This is a genomic window from Mycobacterium sp. NGS19 (genome assembly GCF_059813155.1).
Map to the genome: position 1 here is coordinate 72151 of NZ_JCALEB010000008.1, position 21680 is coordinate 93830.

General features: G+C 67.8%; 22 protein-coding genes and 1 pseudogene. 4 read left to right on the forward strand and 19 right to left on the reverse strand.

The window, feature by feature from the left end; genetic code table 11:
• Positions 1-2: 2 nt before the first annotated feature.
• From AC5Y4N_RS20455 to guaB, 3 genes are all read right to left on the reverse strand, one after another.
• A complete protein-coding gene (locus AC5Y4N_RS20455) occupies positions 3-1739 on the reverse strand; it encodes an FAD-dependent oxidoreductase (RefSeq protein ID WP_499911418.1) in 1737 nt (578 codons plus the stop codon).
• 126 nt (positions 1740-1865) lie between these two features.
• Positions 1866-2993, reverse strand: a complete 1128-nt coding sequence (locus AC5Y4N_RS20460) for a GuaB3 family IMP dehydrogenase-related protein (RefSeq protein ID WP_499911538.1) — start codon at positions 2991-2993, stop codon at positions 1866-1868.
• Positions 2994-3105: 112 nt separating this feature from the next.
• Positions 3106-4671 carry an IMP dehydrogenase gene (gene guaB / locus AC5Y4N_RS20465; protein WP_499911416.1) on the reverse strand — a complete coding sequence of 522 codons (1566 nt, stop codon included), beginning with the start codon at positions 4669-4671 and terminating at the stop codon, positions 3106-3108.
• 112 nt (positions 4672-4783) lie between these two features.
• On the opposite strand from guaB, the gene AC5Y4N_RS20470 reads away from it, so the two are divergent.
• A complete protein-coding gene (locus tag AC5Y4N_RS20470) occupies positions 4784-5188 on the forward strand; it encodes a DUF5319 domain-containing protein (protein ID WP_499911414.1) in 405 nt (134 codons plus the stop codon).
• A gap of 7 nt (positions 5189-5195) precedes the next feature.
• On the opposite strand, the gene AC5Y4N_RS20475 is transcribed toward AC5Y4N_RS20470, so the two are convergent.
• From AC5Y4N_RS20475 to AC5Y4N_RS20485, 3 genes are all read right to left on the reverse strand, one after another.
• Positions 5196-6335 carry an anti-sigma-D factor RsdA gene (locus AC5Y4N_RS20475; RefSeq protein WP_499911412.1) on the reverse strand — a complete coding sequence of 380 codons (1140 nt, stop codon included), beginning with the start codon at positions 6333-6335 and terminating at the stop codon, positions 5196-5198.
• The gene (locus AC5Y4N_RS20480; RefSeq protein ID WP_499911410.1) at positions 6328-6900 is read right to left on the reverse strand and encodes a sigma-70 family RNA polymerase sigma factor; all 573 of its coding nucleotides are present in this window, start codon (positions 6898-6900) and stop codon (positions 6328-6330) included. The genes AC5Y4N_RS20475 and AC5Y4N_RS20480 overlap by 8 nt, the downstream gene beginning before the upstream one ends.
• 82 nt (positions 6901-6982) lie before the next feature.
• Positions 6983-7768: a hypothetical protein gene (locus AC5Y4N_RS20485; protein WP_499911408.1), complete on the reverse strand. Its 786-nt coding sequence runs from the start codon at positions 7766-7768 to the stop codon at positions 6983-6985.
• Between the two features lie 351 nt (positions 7769-8119).
• Between AC5Y4N_RS20485 and AC5Y4N_RS20490 the strand changes: the two genes are divergently transcribed.
• Positions 8120-8410, forward strand: a complete 291-nt coding sequence (locus AC5Y4N_RS20490; RefSeq protein ID WP_499911406.1) for a WhiB family transcriptional regulator — start codon at positions 8120-8122, stop codon at positions 8408-8410.
• Between the two features lie 7 nt (positions 8411-8417).
• On the opposite strand, the gene AC5Y4N_RS20495 is transcribed toward AC5Y4N_RS20490, so the two are convergent.
• On the reverse strand, positions 8418-9167 hold the full coding sequence (locus AC5Y4N_RS20495) for an SDR family oxidoreductase (RefSeq protein WP_499911404.1): 750 nt from the start codon (positions 9165-9167) through the stop codon (positions 8418-8420).
• A 117-nt stretch (positions 9168-9284) separates the two neighbouring features.
• Here AC5Y4N_RS20495 and AC5Y4N_RS20500 point away from each other — a divergent pair.
• Positions 9285-9520 (forward strand): annotated as a pseudogene (locus AC5Y4N_RS20500) (hypothetical protein); the annotation flags it as partial.
• Between the two features lie 29 nt (positions 9521-9549).
• Here the strand turns inward: AC5Y4N_RS20500 and AC5Y4N_RS20505 are convergent.
• Together AC5Y4N_RS20505 and AC5Y4N_RS20510 are read right to left on the reverse strand one after the other, a co-directional pair.
• The gene (locus tag AC5Y4N_RS20505; RefSeq protein WP_499911402.1) at positions 9550-9867 is read right to left on the reverse strand and encodes a DMT family transporter; all 318 of its coding nucleotides are present in this window, start codon (positions 9865-9867) and stop codon (positions 9550-9552) included.
• Positions 9868-10139: 272 nt separating this feature from the next.
• Complete coding sequence (locus AC5Y4N_RS20510; RefSeq protein ID WP_499911399.1) at positions 10140-11012, reverse strand: hypothetical protein; 873 nt, start codon at positions 11010-11012, stop codon at positions 10140-10142.
• Positions 11013-11282: 270 nt separating this feature from the next.
• Between AC5Y4N_RS20510 and AC5Y4N_RS20515 the strand changes: the two genes are divergently transcribed.
• The gene (locus AC5Y4N_RS20515; RefSeq protein ID WP_499911397.1) at positions 11283-12275 is read left to right on the forward strand and encodes an MOSC domain-containing protein; all 993 of its coding nucleotides are present in this window, start codon (positions 11283-11285) and stop codon (positions 12273-12275) included.
• Positions 12276-12318: 43 nt separating this feature from the next.
• Here the strand turns inward: AC5Y4N_RS20515 and AC5Y4N_RS20520 are convergent, their stop codons facing one another.
• From AC5Y4N_RS20520 to gad, 10 genes are all read right to left on the reverse strand, one after another.
• On the reverse strand, positions 12319-12942 hold the full coding sequence (locus tag AC5Y4N_RS20520; RefSeq protein WP_499911395.1) for an Ltp family lipoprotein: 624 nt from the start codon (positions 12940-12942) through the stop codon (positions 12319-12321).
• A 178-nt stretch (positions 12943-13120) separates the two neighbouring features.
• Complete coding sequence (gene groL, locus AC5Y4N_RS20525; protein ID WP_499911393.1) at positions 13121-14737, reverse strand: chaperonin GroEL; 1617 nt, start codon at positions 14735-14737, stop codon at positions 13121-13123.
• A 77-nt stretch (positions 14738-14814) separates the two neighbouring features.
• Positions 14815-15117, reverse strand: coding sequence for a co-chaperone GroES (gene groES / locus AC5Y4N_RS20530; protein ID WP_156687331.1), 303 nt, complete (start codon positions 15115-15117; stop codon positions 14815-14817).
• Positions 15118-15289: 172 nt separating this feature from the next.
• On the reverse strand, positions 15290-16315 hold the full coding sequence (gene tsaD, locus AC5Y4N_RS20535) for a tRNA (adenosine(37)-N6)-threonylcarbamoyltransferase complex transferase subunit TsaD (protein ID WP_499911390.1): 1026 nt from the start codon (positions 16313-16315) through the stop codon (positions 15290-15292).
• Positions 16312-16791: a ribosomal protein S18-alanine N-acetyltransferase gene (gene rimI / locus AC5Y4N_RS20540; protein WP_499911388.1), complete on the reverse strand. Its 480-nt coding sequence runs from the start codon at positions 16789-16791 to the stop codon at positions 16312-16314. The genes tsaD and rimI overlap by 4 nt, the downstream gene beginning before the upstream one ends.
• Positions 16788-17417: a tRNA (adenosine(37)-N6)-threonylcarbamoyltransferase complex dimerization subunit type 1 TsaB gene (tsaB, locus tag AC5Y4N_RS20545; RefSeq protein WP_499911386.1), complete on the reverse strand. Its 630-nt coding sequence runs from the start codon at positions 17415-17417 to the stop codon at positions 16788-16790. The genes rimI and tsaB overlap by 4 nt, the downstream gene beginning before the upstream one ends.
• Positions 17414-17866, reverse strand: coding sequence for a tRNA (adenosine(37)-N6)-threonylcarbamoyltransferase complex ATPase subunit type 1 TsaE (gene tsaE, locus AC5Y4N_RS20550; RefSeq protein WP_499911383.1), 453 nt, complete (start codon positions 17864-17866; stop codon positions 17414-17416). The genes tsaB and tsaE overlap by 4 nt, the downstream gene beginning before the upstream one ends.
• Positions 17859-19070, reverse strand: a complete 1212-nt coding sequence (locus tag AC5Y4N_RS20555; RefSeq protein WP_499911381.1) for an alpha/beta fold hydrolase — start codon at positions 19068-19070, stop codon at positions 17859-17861. Before AC5Y4N_RS20555 ends, tsaE begins: the two co-directional genes overlap by 8 nt.
• The gene (gene alr, locus AC5Y4N_RS20560; RefSeq protein WP_499911379.1) at positions 19063-20226 is read right to left on the reverse strand and encodes an alanine racemase; all 1164 of its coding nucleotides are present in this window, start codon (positions 20224-20226) and stop codon (positions 19063-19065) included. Before alr ends, AC5Y4N_RS20555 begins: the two co-directional genes overlap by 8 nt.
• A 63-nt stretch (positions 20227-20289) precedes the next feature.
• Complete coding sequence (gad, locus tag AC5Y4N_RS20565) at positions 20290-21672, reverse strand: glutamate decarboxylase (protein WP_499911378.1); 1383 nt, start codon at positions 21670-21672, stop codon at positions 20290-20292.
• Positions 21673-21680: the final 8 nt, after the last annotated feature.

Sequence of the window (21680 nt, forward strand, 5' to 3'; positions counted from 1 at the left end):
TCTCAGCCCGCCGAGCTGACCGGCTCGATCGGCAAGCGCCGCAGCGCCGCCGGCGCGTCCGCAGGAACCACCGGGTGTTTCGGCGGCACCGGGTCGAGGCGCCGATACGGCTCACCTTGCGCGGGCCGCAGGTCGGTTTCCCCCTTGTTCGGCCACAGCGACGCCGCCCGCTCGGCCTGCGCGGTGATCGAAAGTGACGGATTCACACCGAGATTCGCCGAGATCGCAGCGCCGTCGACCACCGACAGCGTCGGATATCCGTACACCCGGTGGTACGGGTCGATGACGCCGGTCTCCGGGCTGTCGCCGATCGCGGCGCCACCCAGGTAGTGGGCGGTCAGCGGGATGTTGAACAACTCTCCCCAGGTGCCCCCGGCCACGCCGTCGATCTTCTCCGCGACGCGCCGGGTGACGGCGTTGCCGACCGGGATCCACGTCGGGTTGGGCTGGCCGTGGCCCTGCTTGCTGGTGACGCGGCGGATGCCGAGCTTGGTGCGCTTGGTGAACGTCGTGATCGAGTTGTCCAGGTGCTGCATGACCAGCATGATCATGGTCCGCTCGCTCCAGCGCCGGGCGTTGAGCAGCCGAATCGTGCCGCGGGGGTTTGCGGCGACCTGCTGGAAGAACTGCTTCCAGCGCGGCACGTCGGTGCCCTCCGGCCCGTCGCCGTCCGTCATCAGCGTCTGCAGCAGACCCATCGCGTTGGAGCCCTTGCCGTAACGCACCGGCTCGATGTGGGTGTCGGGGGTCGGGTGGATCGACGAGGTGATCGCCACGCCGTGGGTGAGGTTCAGGTCCGGGGTGACCTTGTAGCGGCCGGCCCCCACGATGGATTCGGAGTTGGTGCGGGTGAGCACGCCCAACCGGTCGGAAATCCTGGGCAGCTTGCCCTTGTCGCGCATCTTGAACAGCAGTCGCTGGGTGCCGTAGGTGCCTGCGGCCAGCACGAGGTGGCGCGCGGTGAACGACTTTCGCTGACGGCGCACCCACCGGCCGGTGACGACGGTGTCGACGCGCCACGAGCCGTCGGGCTGTTCTTCGAACCCGGTGACCGTGCGCATCGGAAACACCTGCGCCCCAGCAGATTCCGCGAGGCCAAGGTAGTTCTTCACCAACGTGTTCTTGGCGCCGTAGCGGCAGCCCGTCATGCACGAGCCGCATTCGATGCAACCGGTGCGGTCTGGCCCGGCGCCACCGAAGTATGGATCGGCCACGGTCTTGCCGGGTGCCTTTTTGCCGTCGGGACCGAAGAACACCCCCACCGGCGTCGGGGTGAACGTATCGCCGACGCCCATCTCGTCGGCGACCTCCTTCATGATGCGGTCGGCGTCGGTGAACGTCGGGTTGGTGACCACGCCGAGCATTCGCTGCGCCTGCTCGTAGTGCGGCATCAGCTCGGCTCGCCAGTCGGTGATGTGCGACCACTGGCGGTCGGCGAAGAACGGCTCCGGCGGCACGTACAGCGTGTTGGCGTAGTTCAGCGAGCCGCCGCCGACGCCGGCACCACCCAAGATCATCACGTTGCGCAGCAAGTGGATGCGCTGGATGCCGTACATGCCCAGCTTCGGCGCCCAGAGGAATTGCCGAAGATGCCAGGACGTCTTGGCGAACTCGTGGTCGGCGAAGCGCCGGCCGGCTTCGAGCACGCCGACGCGATACCCCTTCTCCGTCAATCGCAAGGCGGTGACGCTGCCGCCGAAACCGGAGCCGATGATGAGAACGTCGAAGTCAGGCTGCATAGAGCCAGTATTGCCGTACCCATGGGTAACAAACCAGAGCGGGTTGGCGGTTGATCTGCGCGAGCAGACACCAACTCGCACGGACCGGCCTCGGTTAACGCGATTGCGCGTCTGCTCGCGCAGGGGTCAGCGGCCGACGGTCAGGCCCACCTTCTGGAACTCCTTGAGGTCGCAGTAGCCGGCCTTGGCCATCGACCGGCGCAGCCCGCCGACCAAATTCAGCGACCCGAACGGGTCGTCGGAGGGGCCGCCCAGCACCTGCGCCAGTGACGGCCGCTCCCCCACCGCGACCTGCAGCAGCGCGCCTCGAGGCAGCGACGGATGCGCGGCCGCCGCCGGCCAGAACCAGCCCTCGCCCAACGCCTCGGCTGCCACCGCCAGCGGGGTGCCGAGAACCACCGCGTCGGCGCCGCAGGCGATCGCCTTCGCCAGATCCCCGGATGTGTGGATGTCGCCGTCGGCCAGCACGTGTACGTAGCGGCCGCCGGTTTCGTCGAGGTATTCGCGACGGGCCGCGGCGGCGTCGGCGATCGCGGTGGCCATCGGCACGCTGATGCCCAGCACCTCGTCGCTGGTGGTGACTCCGCTGGTCGAGCCGTAGCCGACGATGACGCCCGCCGCGCCGGTGCGCATCAGGTGCAGCGCGGTGCGGTGGTCGAGCACGCCGCCGGCGACCACCGGCACGTCGAGTTCGGCGATGAACGTCTTGAGGTTCAGCGGCTCGCCGTCGCGGGCGACCCGCTCCGCGGACACGATCGTGCCCTGGATGACGAGCAGGTCGATGCCGGCCTGCAGCAGCACCGGGGTCAGCGAGCGCGCGTTCTGCGGGCTGACCCGCACTGCGGTGGTGACGCCCGCGTCGCGCACCCGCGCGACCGCCGCGCCCAGCAGATCCGGATCCAGCGGCGCGGCGTGCAGCTGCTGCAGCAGCCGGATCGCGGCGCCAGGCTCCGGCTCCTTTTCTGCGGCCTCGACGACTTGCGCGATCTTGGCCTCGACGTCGGCGTGCCGGCCAATGAGCCCTTCGCCGTTGAGGATTCCCAATCCGCCGAGCCGGCCCAGCTCGATCGCGAACTCCGGGGAGGCCAGCGCGTCGGTGGGATGCGACAGCACCGGGATCTCGAACCGGTACGCATCCAGTTGCCAGGCGGTGGAGACGTCCTTGCTGGAGCGGGTGCGCCGCGACGGCACGATGTTGATGTCGTCGAGCTCGTAGGTGCGGCGGGCGGTGCGGCCCATGCCGATCTCGACCATGTCTCGCATGCGTTAGTCCCGGGTCTCGGCGAGAGTGACGTATTGCAGAGAACGTGCGAGAAGCAGCCTGCAAAACGTCACTCTCGGCGCGTTGCTCATCGAAAAGTGTGCCTCAGCGGCTGTAGTAATTCGGCGCTTCGACGGTCATCGTGATGTCGTGCGGATGGCTTTCCTTCAAGCCGGCCGCGGTGATCCGCACGAACTGCGCGTGCTGCAGGTCCTCGATGGTGGCCGAGCCGGTGTAGCCCATGGCCGCACGCAAGCCGCCGGTCAGCTGGTGGATGACCGTGGCCAGCGGGCCGCGGAACGGCACCCGGCCCTCGATACCCTCGGGCACCAGCTTGTCCTCGGAGAGCACGTCGTCTTGGAAGTAGCGGTCCTTGGAGAACGACTTGTTGTCGTCGCGCCCGCGCATCGCGGCGATCGACCCCATGCCGCGGTAGCTCTTGAACTGCTTGCCGTTGACGAAGATGAGGTCACCGGGCGCTTCAGCGGTGCCGGCCAGCAGCGAGCCCAGCATCGCGGTGGATGCGCCGGCAGCCAGCGCCTTGGCGATGTCACCCGAGTACTGCAGGCCGCCGTCGGCGATCACGGGTACCCCGACGGGCGCGCAGGCCGCGGCCGCTTCGAGGATCGCCGTGATCTGCGGCGCCCCGACGCCGGCGACCACGCGAGTGGTGCAGATCGAGCCGGGTCCCACCCCCACCTTCACCGCGTCGGCGCCTGCCTCGACCAGCGCGGCGGCCCCGCTGCGGGTGGCGACGTTGCCGCCGATGACCTCCACCTTGTCGCCGGCCTCGGCCTTGAGCTTGCCGACCATTTCCAGCACCAGGCGGTTGTGCGCGTGGGCGGTGTCGACCACGAGCACGTCGACGCCGGCGTCGACGAGCGTCATCGCGCGCACCCAGCCGTCGTCGCCGGTGCCGACGGCCGCGCCGACCAGCAGCCGACCGTCGCTGTCCTTGGTGGCCAGCGGATGCTGTTCGGTCTTGACGAAGTCCTTGACCGTGATGAGCCCCGTCAGCCGGCCCTGGCCGTCGACAATCGGAAGCTTTTCGATCTTGTTGCGCCGCAACAGGCCTAGCGCTGCGTCGGCGGAGACGCCTTCGCGGGCGGTGATCAGCGGCGCGCGGGTCATGACCTCTGCCACGCGCTTGTTCTGGTCCACCTCGAAGCGCATGTCGCGGTTGGTGATGATCCCGACGAGCGCGCCGTCGTTGTCGACGACGGGCAGGCCTGAGATCCGGAACCGCGCGCACATCGCGTCGACCTCGGCCAGCGTATTGTCCGGCGAGCACGTCACCGGATCGGTGACCATGCCCGCCTCGGACCGCTTGACCATTTCCACCTGACCGGCCTGTTCGGCGACCGCGAGATTGCGATGCAGCACACCCATGCCGCCGGCGCGGGCCATCGCAATCGCCATGCGCGCTTCGGTGACGGTGTCCATCGCGGAGCTCACCAGCGGCACCTTGAGCCGGATCTTCTTGGTGAGCTGACTGGAGGTGTCGGCGGCAGCCGGGACGACGTCGGAGGCGGCCGGCAGCAGCAGCACGTCGTCGAAGGTCAGCCCCAGCATGGCGATCTTGTTCGGGTCGTCACCGCCGGTGTACACCGGCGTGTCGTCCTGAAGCGAAGCAGCCGAACTCACCGTGGTACGGCCGTCTGTGATCGACATGGAAAGGCCTCCATCGGCGCCGGGGGCTAGGCGCCCATCCTATCCGTACGGACCCGACCGCTGCGGGCGGCGCGGCTGGCGGAATATCGGACAGTCCCCGTAATGTAGAGACGTGCGCGACCATCTTCCCCCGGGTTTGCCGCCCGATCCCTTCGCCGACGATCCGCTGGACCCGTCGGCCGCGCTGGACGCCATCGAGCCCGGTCAGCCGCTGGATCCCCAGGAGCGCACCGCGGTCGAAGCCGACCTGGCCGACCTCGCGGTGTACGAGGCGTTGTTGGCGCACAAGGGAATTCGCGGCCTGGTGGTGTCGTGCGACGAATGCCAACAGGATCACTACCACGACTGGGACATGCTGCGCGCCAACCTGTTGCAGCTGCTTGTCGACGGCACCGTGCGGCCGCATGAGCCGGCTTACGATCCGGAGCCCGACGCGTACGTCACCTGGGATTACTGCCGCGGGTATGCGGACGCCTCGCTGAACGAGGCAACTTCTGATTCCGACAATTACCGCTGACCCGCCGCTAGCGGACGATCGGACCCTCCGACCTTTGCGGAGAGGTCGTCGGCGTCGCTTGGGACTGTGGGGTCGCTGACGCCTCGGACGGCGTGGGCAGCGACCGTGCTGACGTCGAGTTGGTCGTCGGTGCCGCTGTCGTCGGAGTCGCCTTCGCGGTGGGCGACGGAGCCGTGGTCGCCGACGCTGTCGCGGTGGGTTGCGGGTTGCCGACCTGCGGCAGCTGCGACGTCGGCACCGGACCCGTGGGCGTGGGCAGCGGTGCGCTCGGCGTCGGCAGCGGACCGGTGGGCGTCTGTGCCGGCAACGTCGCGGTGGACGACGGACCCGTCGGCCTGGACGTCGGCGTCGGCCTGGACGTCGGCGTCGGCCTGGACGTCGGCGTCGCCTGCGAACTCGTCGGCGACGGACTCGTCGGAACTGTAGTCGTCGGCGTCGGCTGCGGCGTGGACTCGCCCGGTGTGGTCGGCGGCAGCGACGACGTCGTGGGCACCTCCACCGCGGGCACCGGCAGAAGGGTCAGCGGCGATGAGGGCAGCGGCGGCAACGGTTGTCCCGGCGGCGGCAGTGCGGCCTCGGGATCACGCTGAATCACCTTGACAGTCAACGCGTTGTATTGCTCGACCAGCTGCTGCTTGCTCGCGACGTCGTCGACGCCCTGCACGGTGGAGGACAGCGTGGACAGCTTCGCCTGCGCCTCGTCCCACTTGCCCTGCTGCACCAGCTGCTGCACCTGTGCCAACTCGGTTTTCGCCGCCAGCACCACCGCGTCGTCGCGGGTCTTGGTCGACTCGCCGAACAGCATGGTGTGCAGGCCGTAGAGCGAATCGCCGGGCTTGGCGTCGTACACCACGGCGCCGAAGCCGCCGACGCCCAGCACCGCGGCCGCCGCTGCTCCTACCACGGCGAGCCCAAAGCGGTTGCGGCGCGGCGCTTTTCGGGTACCGGCCAGTGCCGCGACGGCCTGGTCAAGTGTCACGACATGCGCGTCGGGCCGGCTGCGCACCTCGTCGCGCCACGCGCCGAGCATCGCCGACAGCGGATCGACCGGCGACATCCGCGCACCGGACGACAGCGCGTCGACAAAGCGATCGGTGCGCACGACGGCCTCGAAATCGGGCTCGGCGGGCCGATTGAAGTCAGGCATAGCCCGCCCCGATCATCTCTTCGCGCAGCCGTGTCAACGCCCGATGCTGCGCGACCCGCACGGCACCCGGCGAGCTGCCGACGGCTTCAGCGGTCTCCTCAGCTGACAGCCCGACGACCACCCGCAGAATCAAGATCTCGCGTTGCTTCTCGGGCAGGACGGCCAACAGCGCGTTCATCCGGGCCGACGCTTCGGCGTCCAGGGCCATCTGCTCAGGACCGGCCTCGAAGGTGGGGCGTTCGGGGATGACGTCGGTGGGTTCGGCACGGTTGCGCGCGACAGCCCGGTGGGCGTCTGCCACCTTGTGAGCCGCGATGCCGTACACGAACGCCAAGAAGGGCCTCCCCTGGTCCCTGTAGCGAGGCAACGCCGTGATGGCGGCCAAGCACACCTCCTGAGCCACATCGTCTGCTGACAGACCGCTCCGCTCCGCCGCACCCAACCTTGCGCGGCAATACCGCACGACGATCGGCCGAACGATCTCCAGCACTTCCCGGAGTGCGCCACGATTACCTGCCACCGCGTCAGCAACGACAGCTTCGAGGCGATCTCCCGAATTTGTCATCGACGACGGCGTCCCCAACGTTACGAGCCGAGCGCTTCTCGGCGACTTAACGACAATAACGATCCAACAACGTTCGACCGCTTCAGCGACGCCAAACCCCACCGGCGCGGCGCACGAAGGCAGCGCAGTCGTCGCGGATCGCGACCATGTCGGCCCGTGGGACGGTATCGCCGCCGATATCCGCGAGCAAACTTGCCACCGCCCACCGCAGCGGCACGAGCTTGAGTTCGCCTGTCGCGGTGAGGGCCTCGACGGCGACGGTGCGCGCGTGCGGTATCCGGCCGGCGCTGCAGAGCGCGGCGGCATGCACGATCTGGGTCTTCACGCGGTGGCGCACCGACGGTAGAGCGGACGCCAACTCGACAGCGTGCTGGGCGTGCTCGACGGCCTGCGCACCGTGTCCGCGGGCCATCGCCAACTCGGCGGCCACCCACTGCCAGCGCAACGGCGACCGGGCCGGCAGCGACGGTCCGTTGAGCGCGTCCGCGGCCCGGTCGAGCAGCGCTGCCGAGGCGGCGAACCGGCCGACGCCCAATGCGTCGGCGGCCAGCCCGAGCAGGGCGTCGACGCGCGCTTGTGGATCGCTGCCGGCAAGTGCCAGCGCCCGGCCATCCCAAGCCCGGGCCTCCCGGTGCCCGCCGAGCTGGCGGATGAACGACGCCTGGGTGCTGTGCACCAGCGAGGCCAGCGGACCGCTCGAGACGTCACGACGCAGGGCCGCCAGGTCAGCCGTTGCGCTGCCGTAGTGGCCCTGGCCGCCGGAGGCGACGGCACGCAGCCAGCGGTCGTGGGGCGTGGTGGCAGCGGGCAGCGGCCAGCGACTCGGGTGGTCGCCGAATGCCGCCGCGGTCAGCACGGGATCGCTCATGCGTGGTTAACAGTTTGTGGTCGAAGTGTTAACACCGTGTCAACTGCCTGCCCGCCGAGTGGAATGCCGCCGCGACACAGCCGTGAGCCCAACAGCACAAATCTGTCGACGGGCACTTCCTGCGTTGTCGTGGATAGCACGGCGATGGTTGTTGTTGGGTCGCAATGATGAACGTGATGTAAATTCTGGGCCTGCTGTTATGCAGTTGCGCACACTACGTAGCTATTGACGCGCTTTTGTAAGCACCCCTACCTTGTCAGCACGAGTGGTCATCGGCGACATGTCTCGATCGTTTCGCACCCGAGCGTCCAGTGAAGCTTCGCGAATTGGACTCGGCGAGAGGGGTTTTCCATGCCGCAGCCGCAACAGCTACCCGGACCCAACGCAGACATCTGGGACTGGCAGATGCACGGCCTGTGCCGGGGCGTTGACTCGTCGATGTTCTTCCACCCGGACGGCGAACGTGGCCGCGCGCGGGCGCAACGCGAAATGCGAGCGAAAGAGATGTGCCGCCGCTGCCCCGTGATCGCGCAGTGCCGGGCGCACGCGCTGTCGGTCGGAGAGCCCTACGGCATTTGGGGCGGACTTTCGGAAACCGAGCGGGAACTGTTGCTGAAACGCGGGATCCGCCGCAGCGCCTGACGATCCGCTAGCGCGCGCCGGCTGCCAGCCACTGGTCGAATGTCGTCGGGGCGATGCGAGCGTTCTCACCCGGCAGCAGGACACTGCCGGCCATCGACTCGTCGAACGGACCGGCCCAGGTGGGTACCAGCTTGACCGCGCGGCCTCGAACGTCGTTGGTGCGTCGCGCCATGTCGACGAGGTCTTGGGTCTCTGGACCGGCGACGTCGACGTGGCGCCCCTGCGGTCTGCCGACGGCGACCTCGGCCAACACCTCGGCGATGTCGTCGGGCGCGATCGGCTGCACCAGAAGCGGAGCGATCGTCGCCACTCCGTCGTGTTCGGTCCAGCTACACACCATCGCCGCAAAGTCGTGAAACTGCGTCGCCGGCACGATGGTCCACGGCACAGGCCCTTCTTCGACCAACCGCTCTTGCTCGCGCTTGCCCGCGTAGTGCGCACTGCCGCCCTCGATTCGGTGAATCCCGACGATCGACAGCAGGACGTGGTGCCGCACACCTGTCCGCTCTTCGGCGCCGAGAAGATTCCGCGTGGTCGTGCCGAAGTAATTGCGGGTTTCCTCGATGCTCATCGGCGGGGCGCTGATGGCATCGACCACGGCATCGACCCGTTCGAGCGCCGAGTCCAGCCCTTCACCGGTCATCAGGTCGACCCCAAGGGCGCGACTGATCCGGACGACCTCGTGCCCCTGCCGCTCGAGAACCGCGGCAGTCCGGGCACCGATGTTGCCGGTTGCTCCGGCGACAGCAACTCGCATGATGCACCTCCGCTGACACGCTAACGGAGCTCTCGGCAGCGAGTGGACGCCGTCCGCCGGGCTGGTCTGGTCACGCTCGACCGCCTGGTCAACGTGCTCGGAGGTTAGGGGTCCCGCCTGCGGTTCTGCCCGATACCGCGGTCCACCGAATTGCGCAGCGTCGTCATGCACGAACACAGCGGAGGCCGGGCCGTCGTCGAATTTGTTCGCCCTCGCCGACGGTCGGGCCGATGCGACCGGCGGTGCGGTGATTATCGAGGACCGCCTCTCACGGGTACTGGCCTACTCGTGACCGGGAGCATGCCGCCTCAGCGCGGGTGCGGTCGGTCGTGAATTGCCAAGCGCCGCAACAATTCAATTGCGGGACAGATCATCGCGCTAATCAGTGACTGACGACTTTGAGGCCGACGACGCAGCCGATGATTGCGAGAATGAGAACGACCTTGATCACCGAGGCCGGCTCTTCGCCCGTCAGCATCGAGTAGGCGACGGTGAGTAATGCGCCGATCCCCACCCAGATCGCGTAACTCGTGCCCAGTGGCAGTTGGCGCAGCGCGGTCGCGAGGCCGACCATCGACAACACCAACGCCGCGACGAATACCACGGACGGCACAAGGCGACTGAATCCTTCCGACTTGTCCAGGGCGACCGCCCAGACCGCTTCCATCACACCGGACAGCACGAGGATCACCCAAGCCATCTCATCCTCCGAACGCATACCGCCGCAGGACGACAACGCGCAGCCGTCCGGTTGTCCGGTACCGGCAACCGGTTCCGAGGCTACTTACGCCACGCTGGAACGTGACATACATAGCAACCTAAAAGCGCTGCGTGAGCTCAACCCGTGCGCCGAATCAGCCACTGATCAACCCTCAGGCGTGTCCCGAATTGCCTTGCAGCGCTGGGAGTCCGACGGACGAGCAAGCCACGCGGAGCTGGACCGTCACGTGACGACCACTGTTGCCACTCCAGCTACGACGTCGACACCGACTTGCCGATGTCTCCGCAAGCAATCGGTGCGACCAAGGGCGTCGGCGGGCTGGTCGACGGCATCTGAGCCGACGACCCGACTTGCACTTTGAGATACCACCCGCCTGAGGAAGGCGGCGGCTGGTCGACGTCTTGCACGACCGTGGTCTGGTAGGCGGTGCCGTTGGGTGAGGCGACCAAATCGGTCAGTGGGTACTTCACCGCGCCCTGGGCCGCACACGTGCCCTGCCCGATGCTCTGAGCGTGGACGCTGCCCGGCGCCACGCCGCTCAGGGCCGTGGCCACGATCAACGTCTTGTTGCCCGCGTTGTACGTCAGGTTCGCCCAGCCCTCGGGCCGTTGGCCCACGGGCGCCACGTTGAGATCGGCCGTCACGACGGCGGCGTTGATGTCTGCGCAGGCGAACGGCGCGGCGCTCACGTCGGCGGGACCGGCGGGCTCCGCACCTGCCACCGGGCGCACAGTGAACGTCGTGCCGGGAAGCAGCCCTGCCGGGGCAGGCTTCTCACCGACGACGGTGGTGCTGAGGGTTCCGCCGCTGTCGGCGCTCACGGCCGGAAACGGGACTGTCACATCGCCGATCGCGGCGCAGGTGCCTTTGTGGATCTCGGCCGCGTACAAGGCCTTCGGCACGAATCCGGCGATCTGAAGCCTGGCGGTGACTTTGCGGCTTTGCCGATCCCAGCTGAGCGCCGCCGTGCCGCCCGGCTGGTAGGCCAGGTTGACCTTGACGCGCGACGCTTCACCGGGCGCCATCGGCCGCGACGACTGCATCAGCCGAGGGTTGCAGCCCGCGACGGATACGACGATCAGCGCGGCACCCGCGACGGCCCTTAGGACGCCCCACTTGCTCATGCTCACCATCATGGAACTGCGCACTCGACAGCCCCACTTGGGCTTGTGCCGGTCGATGAGATCACCAGCCACCCCCTTGTCCTGGGTGAACGGTAACTCGCGGTTGCGGCAAATGGTTCGCGGGCAGACCACACACGTCGATTACGTGATGGCGCAGTCATCCAGTTGATACGAAACACCCCCGGGCCGTGACGCGACTGGGCGCGCAAAAGTATCCTCAGCGACCGTCAGCGCGCCGAAATCCCAGTGCTTAGTGCCTAATGTATGGGGATGACGGTCGGCGAGGTGGCCCAACTCTGGCGTTATCCGGTCAAGTCTCTGGGCGGTGAACAGGTCGCGCAAGCCGAGATCGGCCCTCGCGGAGTGCGAGGCGATCGGCTCTGGGCTGTGCGAGACCTGCAACGCGACATCACTGCGTCGGCGCGCCGCCTGCCCGCGCTGTTGACCGCCACGGCCCGCTATCCCCACAACGTTCCGACCGACGCCGGCCCAGGCAACGTGCCCGACGTCGACATCACTTTCCCCGACGGTACGGTGCTGTCCAGCAGCGACTCCGAGGTGCACGCGAAGCTGTCGGAGTTGGCTGGCCGCGAGGTGCGATTGACGGCACTGCCCCCGGCAGACGACACGAGCTTGCATCGACTGCACCGCGACCACCGGACGGACGGCCTGTCCGCTACGTCGCTGCGGTCGGACTTCGGCGTTGCCGACGGGGACAAGCTCCCGGACCTGTCGATGATCCCGATGGCCGACCTTCTCACCCTCGGCCGTTACTCCACGCCGCCGGGAACGTTCGTCGACCTGGCGCCGGTCCATGTGCTGTCCACGACCAGCTTGGCAACCATCGGCGCGGAGGTCGGCGGCGAACTCGACGTTCGTCGTTTCCGGCCTAATGTGCTTGTGGCGGTAGAGGATTCGGACGACGATCTCCCCGAAACGCAGTGGGTCGGGGCGCACCTCGTGTTCGGCGACGTCATCTTGAACGTCTCGATGCCAACGGTGCGCTGCGTCGTTCCCAGTCGCGCGCAACCGGGTCTCGACGTCAATCGGCAAGTCACCCGGGCGGTAGCCGCGAGGGCTCAGCGGTGCCTCGGTGTGTACTGCAGTGTCGAGCGCACGGGCACGGTGAGAGTGGGAGATCGATTCACCGTCCGCGCTGTCGCTTCGTCGCGGCCACGGCGATTGCTAAACGATGCCGCCCGGCGCACGAAGCGGTTCGCATTCGCACTTGCGACGGCGGCTGCGGACCGGCTGTCCCGCTAGCAGCGGCTGCGTTAGAGAGCGAGCAAGCCCAATTGCCTCGACTTCAGGCTCCGTATGCCGTGTCGGCACCGTACTGAGCCTCGCTAGGAGTGAAACCGTCGAACTGCAGTTGGTCAATCAGACCTTGCTTGGAGAACGAGGTGTAGCCGAGGTAACTCTTGGCCTTCTTGACTGCCTGCTCATTCCAGTTCACGCTTCCATCTGCCTCGAGATGTTCGACGGCGAACGTAGCGTCTTGCGTGCTGAAATGGTCGAACTCTAGTTGCTTGATCAGCCCTTGCTTGGAGAACGCGGTGTACCCCAGGTAGCTCTTGGCCTTCGCAATTGCGTTGTTTTGACCAGGAGTGAAGTCGGGCTTAGCGGTGGTTGGGGTTTCAGCTGGCGTGGGCGCGATGTTCACAGCCCTAGTCGTGGTGGCACTCGTGGAAGAAGACGAAGTTTTCTCGCCGTTGCCGATGGAGCCGAGGACGATCAACGCCAAGACTGCCGCTCCTACGCCTATGCCGATCTTCAGTCCTGTGGACATGCCCCGCTTTGCGGGTTGGCCGCTGCCATGTGGCGGCGCAGCGAACGGGGCGTAGTTCTCTGTCCACGCTTTGCCGTCGAAGTACCGCTGGCGGCTCGGATCAGATGGATCGGGATACCAACCCGCGGTTGGCTGCGTCATAGAGTCCCCCCTTTTGGTTTGCTGCCCTATCTTCAGGCGGGGCAAAGCATACCCACAGCATCCGACAAGCTAAGGAGCGCTCCCAGCAATCCCTTATTGCCTAACGAGACACGGGATCAACCCAGCCCAAACGAGAAACACCCCCGGCCTAGACGACCGGGGGCGCTCCTGTCAGTCGCTAGTGGTGGTGATGACCGTGGCCGTGGTCGTCGGCCTCCTCGGCCGGCTTCTCGACAACCGCCGTCTCGGTCGTCAGCACCATGCGTGCCACCGATGCCGCGTTGAGCACCGCCGAGCGCGTCACCTTGACCGGATCGACGACGCCTTCAGCGACCAAGTCGCCATAGGACAGCGTCGCGGCGTTGAAGCCTTGGCCCTTCGGCAGCTCCGCAACCTTGTTCACCACTACGGAGCCGTCCAGGCCGGCGTTCGTCGCGATCCAGTACAGCGGCGCAGACAGCGCGTCGGCGAACACGTCGACACCCAGCGCCTGGTCACCCGACAGGCTGGACCTCAGCTCGTCGAGGGCGCCCCGCGACTGCACCAGTGCAGAACCGCCACCGGCGACGATGCCCTCCTCGACGGCCGCCTTGGCCGCCGCGACCGCGTCCTCGACGCTCTCCTTGCGCTCTTTGAGCGCGGTCTCCGTCGCGGCGCCGACCTTGATCACCGCCACGCCGCCGGACAGCTTGGCCAACCGCTCTTGGAGCTTCTCGCGGTCCCAGTCGGAGTCAGTGGTCTCGATCTCGGACTTGAGCTGCTTGGCCCGCGCCTCGATGGCCTCTTGACTGCCGCCCCCGTCGACGATCGTCGTGGTGTCCTTCGTGACGACGATCCGCCGCGCGGTCCCCAGCACCTCCAGGCCGACCTCACGCAGCAGCAGGCCGACGTCGGGGTTGACCACCTGGCCGCCGGTCACGATCGCGAGGTCTTCGAGGAACGCCTTGCGGCGGTCGCCGAAGAACGGCGCCTTGACCGCGACGGCCTTGAGCGTCTTACGGATCGCATTGACCACCAGCGTCGACAGCGCCTCACCCTCGACGTCCTCGGCGATGATCAGCAGCGGCTTGCCGGCCTGCGCGACCTTCTCCAGCAGCGGCAGCAGGTCGGGCAGCGAGCTGATCTTCTCGCGGTGCAACAGCACGTAGGCGTCTTCCAGCACCGCTTCCATCGCGTCGAAGTCGGTGATGAAGTAGGCCGACAGGAAACCCTTGTCGAACTGCACACCGTCGGTGATCTCCAACTCGGTGCTCATCGTCGACGATTCTTCGACGGTGACGACGCCGTCGTGGCCGACCGTGGTCATCGCCTCGGCGACCATCTCGCCGATCTCCTCGTCGCGCGACGAGACCGTGGCCACCTGCGCGATCGCGTTCTTCTCGGTCACCGGAATGGCCGCCGCGAGCAGCGCCTCGGAGATCGCGTCGGCCGCCTTGCCGATGCCGGCGCCCAGCGCGATCGGGTTCGCGCCCGCCGCGACCAGTCGCAATCCGCCTTTCACGAGTGCCTGCGCCAGCACGGTCGCCGTCGTGGTGCCGTCGCCGGCGACGTCGTTGGTCTTGGTGGCCACTGACTTGACCAGCTGCGCGCCGAGGTTTTCGAACGGGTCTTCCAGGTCGATCTCGCGGGCGATGGTCACGCCGTCGTTGGTGACCGTCGGGCCGCCGAACGCCTTGGCGAGCACCACGTGGCGGCCGCGGGGCCCGAGCGTCACCCGGACGGCGTCGGCGAGCTTGTCGACCCCGGATTCCATTGCCCGGCGCGCGGTTTCGCTGTACTCAATCTGTTTGCTCATCTGAGTTCCTGTCTAGCGCGCACCGCCCCGGTAATCCGCCGCGGTGTGCGGTGGATCGCCGGGGCGGACACGGGTGATTACTTGTTGACGACGGCCAGCACGTCGCGGGCCGACAGGATCAGGTACTCCTCGCCGTTGTACTTGATCTCGGTGCCGCCGTACTTGCTGTAGATCACGGTGTCACCCTCGGAGACGTCCAGCGGAATCCTCTTCTCGCCGTCCTCATCCCAGCGGCCGGGACCAACGGCGACGACGGTGCCTTCCTGCGGCTTCTCCTTCGCGGTGTCCGGAATGACCAGACCGGATGCGGTCGTGGTCTCGGCCTCGTTGGCCTGGACGAGGATCTTGTCCTCGAGTGGCTTGATGTTCACCTTCGCCACGATGTGAGCCCTCCACTTATCTGGGTGCGGCCCGGCTTGTTCCGGGCATTCGGCATTACAGGTTTCGGCATGCGCCACCGCCGTTGCGCCGTCGTCGCGGGTGCCGACCCAAAGAGCAGCGCGCCTGCCACCTAGCACTCTATACATGAGAGTGCTAGCACTCAAGCACGTCCTAGAACACTTGCGACGTGACCACCGGCAGCCCCGGATCGGCGGCTGCGGTCAGCGCCGACGGGCGCGCCCCGGCGGCGATCAGATGCGCCGCCAGCGAAGCGATCATCGCACCGTTGTCCGTGCAGAGCCGCGGTCGCGGCACGCGAAGCACCAGTCCGGCTGCCGCACAACGCAACTCGGCGAGCTCACGCAGTCGCGAATTTGCCGCCACCCCACCGGCGATCAGCAACGTGCCGACGCCGAGGTCGGTCGCAGCACGCACCGCCTTCGCGGTCAGCACGTCGGCCACCGCCTCCTGGAAACCGGCGGCCACGTCGGCGGCCACGTAGCCGGGATTGCGGTGCAGATACCGCGCCACCGCGGTCTTGAGGCCCGAGAAACTGAACGAGTAGGGGTCGTCGCGCGGCCCCGTCATGCCGCGCGGAAACACCACCGCCTCCCGGTTCCCGGTGCGGGCCAGCTCGTCGAGCACCCGGCCACCCGGATAACCCAGCCCTAACAGGCGGGCCACCTTGTCGTAAGCCTCGCCCGCCGCGTCGTCGACGGTCGCCCCCAACTCGATCACCGGCTCCCCCAGCGACCGCAGATGCAGCAGATTCGTATGCCCGCCTGACACCAGCAGACCCACGCATTCCGGCAGCGGACCGTGCTCGTAGACGTCGGCGGCGAGGTGCCCGCCGAGGTGGTTGACCGCGTAGAAGGGCACGTCCCACGCCGCGGCGTAGGCCTTCGCCGCCGCGACACCGACCAGAAGCGCGCCGGCCAGTCCCGGGCCGATCGTGGCGGCGACGGCGTCGGGCCTGTCGATTCCGGCCGATGCGAGTGCGCGGCGCATCGTCGGCCCGAGCGCTTCCAGATGCGCGCGTGAGGCCACCTCGGGCACCACGCCGCCGAAGCGGGCGTGTTCGTCGACGCTGGAGGCCACCTCGTCGGCGAGCAGCCTGACATCGCCGTGGGGGCCGACCTCGGCGATGCCGACGCCGGTCTCGTCGCAGGAGGTCTCGATGGCAAGAACAGTCGTCATCTCGGTTGTCTCCCTACTGAAGTCGGGTGACGATCCCGTTTCATGGTGTACGCGTCCGCGCCGCTGACCCGGTAATAGCGTTTGCGCAGTCCGACTTCGACGAACCCGGCACTGCGGTAGAGCTCGATGGCGCGGGTGTTGTCGGTGCGCACCTCGAGGTAGACGGCACCGCCGTGGGCGTACTCGAGCAGCGCGTCGAGCAACTGCCGACCGATGCCCTGCCCCTGGAACGCCGGATCGACCCCGATGGTGTGGATCTCGTACTCGTACGGCGGAAGCAGGCCCAGTCGTGCAATACCGGCGTAGCCGACCAGTTTGTCGGCAGACCGCGCGGCGACGTAGCGGTTGTGCCGGCCCTTGAGCTCAGCGATGAAAGCTGTTGCGGGCCAAGGGTCATCGCCCTCGAACAGCTGGGCCTCCAACTCTGCGCAGCGGGCCGCGTCCGCGGGGGTCAGTTCGTCGATCGTCACCGTCATCGCGGCACCGCCGCTTCGCGTTCAGCCAGAGTCTTCGCGTCGGGCCGCCGAAGGTACAACGGCACCAAAGGTTGGGGTTGCGCGGTCAAGTCGGCGACCGCGCGCACCAGCCCGACCGGCGTCGGATACGTCGCGTCGAGCCGCGGCAGCGGGAACAGCTCCGCGGGGTCCGGCGAGCCCGCCACCGCGGCAGCGCCCTGGTATGGCACGTCGGACGGCGCGCTGACGGCGGGACCTTGGGTGCGAACGCCGTCGCGGTAGCGCGCCCAGTACACCTCGCGCCGACGCGCATCGGTGACCACCAGAACGTCGCCCGTGGTGCAGACCCCCACAGCGTCGAGGCTGCAGACGCCGTAGACCGGGATGTCCAGCGCGTGTCCGAGCGCGGCAGCGGTCGCCATGCCCACCCGCAGGCCGGTGAACGGGCCCGGGCCGCAGCCGACGACCACCGCGTCGAGGTCGGCCATAGACAGTGCTGAATCAGCAAGCACCGCAACGATATTGGGCGTCAACGTCTCGGCGTGCGCGCGCGCGTCGACGGTCACCCGCTCTGCCAGCAGACTTCCGTCCCGCACCACTCCGGCCGTCACCGCGGGGGTCGCGGTGTCTATCGCCAGCGCGATCATGGCTGACTCCACTGCCAAGTCGCGGTCCGTACGTCGGAGTCGTCGTCGTAGTGAAGGCGGACGTCGAGGTGGCGGTCGGTGAGTCGTTCGGCGAGCCCTTCACCCCATTCGACGACGACCACCGCGTCGGCGAGGTCGGTGTCGAGATCGAGTGAGTCCAGTTCGGCGAGCAAATCAGTGGCGTCTTCGAGCAGCCGGTACATGTCCACGTGCACCATCGCCGGCGCTCCCGCACGCCGGGCCGGATGCACCCGCGCCAGCACGAACGTCGGCGAAATCACCGCACCGTCGACGTCCATTGCGTGCGCGATTCCCTTGGCCAGCATTGTCTTTCCGGCCCCCAATGGCCCGGAGAGCACCACCACGTCGCCGGCGTGCAACTCAGCCCCCAGCCGAGCGCCCAGCTTGAACGTATCCTCTGCCGTAGGCAGCCGCTCCGAATCAGCCACTGCGGCGCACCTTTTCGCGCACCTTCCGGGCCAGCCTCACCAACTTGGAGGGCGTGGCCCGCTCCACCAGCCGCACCAGCGCGTCGTCGATGATGTCCGGCTGCTCCAGCTGCACCAGGTGGCCGGCACCGGGCACCACCACCAGCTCACACTTCGGCAAGGCCGCCGCTATCTCGCGCGAATTACCCACTGGTGTCAACAGATCACGGTCGCCGCACGCGACCAGCGTAGGGACCTTCGCGACCACGCGCAGGGCGGCTGCTTCGTCGTGCACTTCCAGCGCGTGCAGGAACTCGACCATGGTGTCGATCGGGGTGTCGTGGATCATCTTCTCGGAGAACGCCACCACGGTAGGGCTGACCTGCTCGTCGCCGTAGGAGGCTGCACGCAGGATGGGCCGGATCAGTGCCCGCGCCGAGCCGCGGGCCCGCAGAACGAGTTTGGGCGAATAGCGGGCAGCGAACCGCACGGCTTCCAGCGCGGGGTTCTTGAGGATCTCGCCCAGCGGTGACCGCGACACCCCCTCGGCCGCCGAGGAGATCAGCGCGACGCCGACCACCCGGGTGCCGTAGTGCTGCGGGAACTGCCGCGCGTGCGACAGCACCGTCATTCCGCCCATGGAGTGGCCGACCAGCACGACGGGCCCACTCGGAACCGTCACGCTCAGTACGGTCTCCAGGTCCCGGCCCAACTGCTCGACGGAGTAGGTTTCCACCGGCGCCCGCCCCGACTGGCCGTGCCCGCGCTGGTCGTAGAACACCATGCGAACCTGATCGCCCCACTCCTGTTCGAGACGGGCTCGCTGGAAGTGAAAGGCGCCCATACACATACAGAAGCCGTGGGCGAAGACCACCGTCAGCGGTGCATCGGGCGGGCCCACCTCTCGAACCGCCAACGGCACCCCGTCGAGCGTGGTGACGACGCTGCCGCGGTCCGCGTCGAGCAGCGTGAAATCCTCAGCGGCGTGCGGATCGTCGACCGGAAGGTGCTTGCCCATCGAGCGGGCAGCCGACACCCCTGCGACGGCGCCCACGGCAGCCAGTCCGGTGACACCCGCCAGCCACCGGGCATCCTTGAAGCGTCTGCGCTGCGGCTGTTCTCCGCTCGCCAAGCGGGCGAGTTTCTCGGCGTTCTTCGCAGCCGTCTTCGCGAGCCGCTCGTCGAGGCTGCGCTTGGTGCGGCCCTCGGAAGCGTTGTCAGCCAACGGTTTCACCCTCACGGTAGACGCGGACGACGCGGCCACGCGGGCTGGTCACCACCTCGTAGTGGATGGTGTCCAGCAGGTCAGCCCACTCTTGAGCGGTCGGCTCTCCCGACGTGCCCGGCCCGAACAGGATCGCGACGTCACCTTCCCGCACGCTGGTTTCCTCCGGACCGAGATCGACGACGAACTGGTCCATGCAGACTCGGCCGACGCTGCGTCGGCGCCGGCCGTTGATCAGCACGTCGAACCTGCCGCTGAGCCTGCGGTACACGCCGTCGGCGTAGCCGATCGGAATCAGCGCCAGCGTGGTGTCCCGCTCGGCGATCCACGTGTGCCCGTACGACACACCCTCTCCAGCGCGCACCGGCTTCACCAGTGCGACAGGGCATTTGAGCGTCATCGCCGCAACCAAACCCATCTGCCCGCGCTCGGGTAGTGGACTGAGCCCGTACACCGCGATGCCCGGCCGGATCATGTCGTAGGCCAGGTCGGGTCGCGACATCGCGGCCGGCGAGTTCGACAGGTGCGCGATCTCGTAGCGCACGCCGGCCGACCGCGCTTGCGCCAGCATGTCCGAGAAACGTTGCGCTTGAAGGTCATTGGTGGGGTGTTCGGGGTCGTCGGCGTGGACCAGATGCGACATCAGCCCTCGCACCCGCACCGACTCGTCGGCCTGCGCGCGCAGCAGCGCGTCGAGCATCGCCGGATACTCCGCGGCGCTCACCCCGTTGCGGTTCAGCCCAGTGTCGATCTTGACCGTCAGCACCGCCGTGATCCCAGTGCGTTCGACGGCGTCGAGCAGCTCACGAAGCTGCCGCACCGATGAGACCGCGATCTGGACGTCGGCGGCCAGCGCCGGGGCGAAATCGGTGCCCGGGGCATGCAGCCAGGCCAGGATCGGCGCGGTGATCCCGTCGGCGCGCAGGGCCAGCGCCTCGTCGATCGTGGCAACCCCCAGCTCGGCGGCACCTGCGGCCAGTGCCGCCCGGGCCACGGGGGTGGCGCCGTGGCCGTAGCCGTCGGCTTTCACCACGGCCATGACCTGAGCGGAGCCGGCGTGTTCACACAGGACGCGCACGTTGTTGGCGATCGCGTCGAGGTCGACGACGGCCTCGGGCGCTGGCGTCGACGTCGTGCTGGGCGGGATCGTGTGCATGCTGGCACCGATTGTCCCAGAATCCGGGGAGCGCACGTCGACGCCGCGAGCGCGGGCTCAGGCTCAGTGCGCGAAGTGCTGCTGGTCGTCGAACGCGCCGCCGGGTTTCAGCTCGTCCATGTGGCCGATCACCTTCGCCAGGTCTTCGTACAGCGAACGCGCCAGATCGGCCGAGAATCCTTCGCGGACCACGACGCGCAGCACGGACACGGTCTCGGCGCCTTCCGGCATGGTGTAGGCGGGTACCTGCCAGCCGTATGCGCGAAGCCCGGCGGAGACGTCGAACTCGGTGTACCCGAAGTCGCCCGACAGCCGGAACGCCACCACCGGAGTCGCCGAGCCGTCGGAGATCACCTCGAAGTGCTTGGTTGCCTCCAGTCTGTCGGCAAACCACCGCGCCGTCGTCTGCAGAGCACCCATGACCTGCCCGTAGCCGCCGCGACCCAGCCGCAGGAAGTTGTAATACTGGCCGACCACCTGGTTGCCCGGCCGGGAGAAGTTCAGCGTGAAGGTCGGCATGTCGCCACCGAGGTAGTTGACCCGGAACACCAGGTCGTCGGGTAGGCAGTCGGCGTTGCGCCACACCACGAACCCGATCCCCGGGTAGGTCAGCCCGTACTTGTGGCCGCTGACGTTGATCGAGACCACCCGGGGCAGCCGGAAATCCCACTCGAGATCGGGGTGCAGGAACGGGACGACGAAGCCGCCGCTGGCCGCGTCGACGTGCACCGGTACATCGTGACCGCCGCCCTTTGCCAGCTCGTCCAGCGCCGCGCAGATCTCGGCGATCGGCTCCAATTCGCCGGTGTAGGTGGTCCCCAGGATCGCGACCACGCCGATGGTGTCCTCGTCGACGGCCTCGAGCACCTGCTCGGGGGTGATGGTGTAGCGGCCCACGGCCATCGGTAGGTACCGCGGCTCGACCTCGAAGTAGCGGCAGAACTTCTCCCAGACCACCTGCACGTTGGAGCCCATCACCAGGTTGGGGGTGCGCGTGCGCCAGCCATCTCCCGCGCGTTGTTTCCACCGCCATTTCAGCGCCAGGCCGCCGAGCATCACCGCCTCGCTCGAGCCGATCGTCGACACGCCGACCGCGCTGAACGGGTCGTCGTCGCGCAGGTTCTCGGCATGGAACAGGTCGGCGACCATACACACGCAGCGCTGCTCGATCGCCGCGGTCGCCGGATATTCGTCCTTGTCGATCATGTTCTTGTCGAACGTCTCGGCCATCAGCTTCTCGGCCTGCGGGTCCATCCACGTCGTGACGAACGTCGCCAGGTTCAGCCGCGAACTGCCGTCGAGCATCAGCTCGTCGTGGATGAACCGGTACGCCGCTTCGGGGTCCATCGGGTCGTCCGGCAAGCGCAGCGACGGGATCGGCGTGCATGCCAGCCGGCCGGTGTAAGCCGGGGCAATCGACGGCGAGGGATGCGAAACACGCGGCACGGCAGAAC

Coding starts and splice junctions, on each gene's coding strand:
- AC5Y4N_RS20475 (WP_499911412.1), bottom strand. CDS start 6,335: ATGCCTGACTTCAATCGGCCCGCCGAGCCCGATTTCGAGGCCGTCGTG.
- AC5Y4N_RS20460 (WP_499911538.1), bottom strand. CDS start 2,993: ATGGTCGAGATCGGCATGGGCCGCACCGCCCGCCGCACCTACGAGCTC.
- AC5Y4N_RS20490 (WP_499911406.1), top strand. CDS start 8,120: ATGCCGCAGCCGCAACAGCTACCCGGACCCAACGCAGACATCTGGGAC.
- alr (WP_499911379.1), bottom strand. CDS start 20,226: ATGCACACGATCCCGCCCAGCACGACGTCGACGCCAGCGCCCGAGGCC.
- AC5Y4N_RS20505 (WP_499911402.1), bottom strand. CDS start 9,867: ATGGCTTGGGTGATCCTCGTGCTGTCCGGTGTGATGGAAGCGGTCTGG.
- AC5Y4N_RS20510 (WP_499911399.1), bottom strand. CDS start 11,012: ATGAGCAAGTGGGGCGTCCTAAGGGCCGTCGCGGGTGCCGCGCTGATC.
- tsaD (WP_499911390.1), bottom strand. CDS start 16,315: ATGACGACTGTTCTTGCCATCGAGACCTCCTGCGACGAGACCGGCGTC.
- rimI (WP_499911388.1), bottom strand. CDS start 16,791: ATGACGGTGACGATCGACGAACTGACCCCCGCGGACGCGGCCCGCTGC.
- guaB (WP_499911416.1), bottom strand. CDS start 4,671: ATGTCGATCACAGACGGCCGTACCACGGTGAGTTCGGCTGCTTCGCTT.
- AC5Y4N_RS20520 (WP_499911395.1), bottom strand. CDS start 12,942: ATGACGCAGCCAACCGCGGGTTGGTATCCCGATCCATCTGATCCGAGC.
- AC5Y4N_RS20485 (WP_499911408.1), bottom strand. CDS start 7,768: ATGAGCGATCCCGTGCTGACCGCGGCGGCATTCGGCGACCACCCGAGT.
- tsaB (WP_499911386.1), bottom strand. CDS start 17,417: ATGATCGCGCTGGCGATAGACACCGCGACCCCCGCGGTGACGGCCGGA.
- AC5Y4N_RS20495 (WP_499911404.1), bottom strand. CDS start 9,167: ATGCGAGTTGCTGTCGCCGGAGCAACCGGCAACATCGGTGCCCGGACT.
- AC5Y4N_RS20480 (WP_499911410.1), bottom strand. CDS start 6,900: ATGACAAATTCGGGAGATCGCCTCGAAGCTGTCGTTGCTGACGCGGTG.
- groL (WP_499911393.1), bottom strand. CDS start 14,737: ATGAGCAAACAGATTGAGTACAGCGAAACCGCGCGCCGGGCAATGGAA.
- AC5Y4N_RS20515 (WP_499911397.1), top strand. CDS start 11,283: ATGACGGTCGGCGAGGTGGCCCAACTCTGGCGTTATCCGGTCAAGTCT.
- AC5Y4N_RS20455 (WP_499911418.1), bottom strand. CDS start 1,739: ATGCAGCCTGACTTCGACGTTCTCATCATCGGCTCCGGTTTCGGCGGC.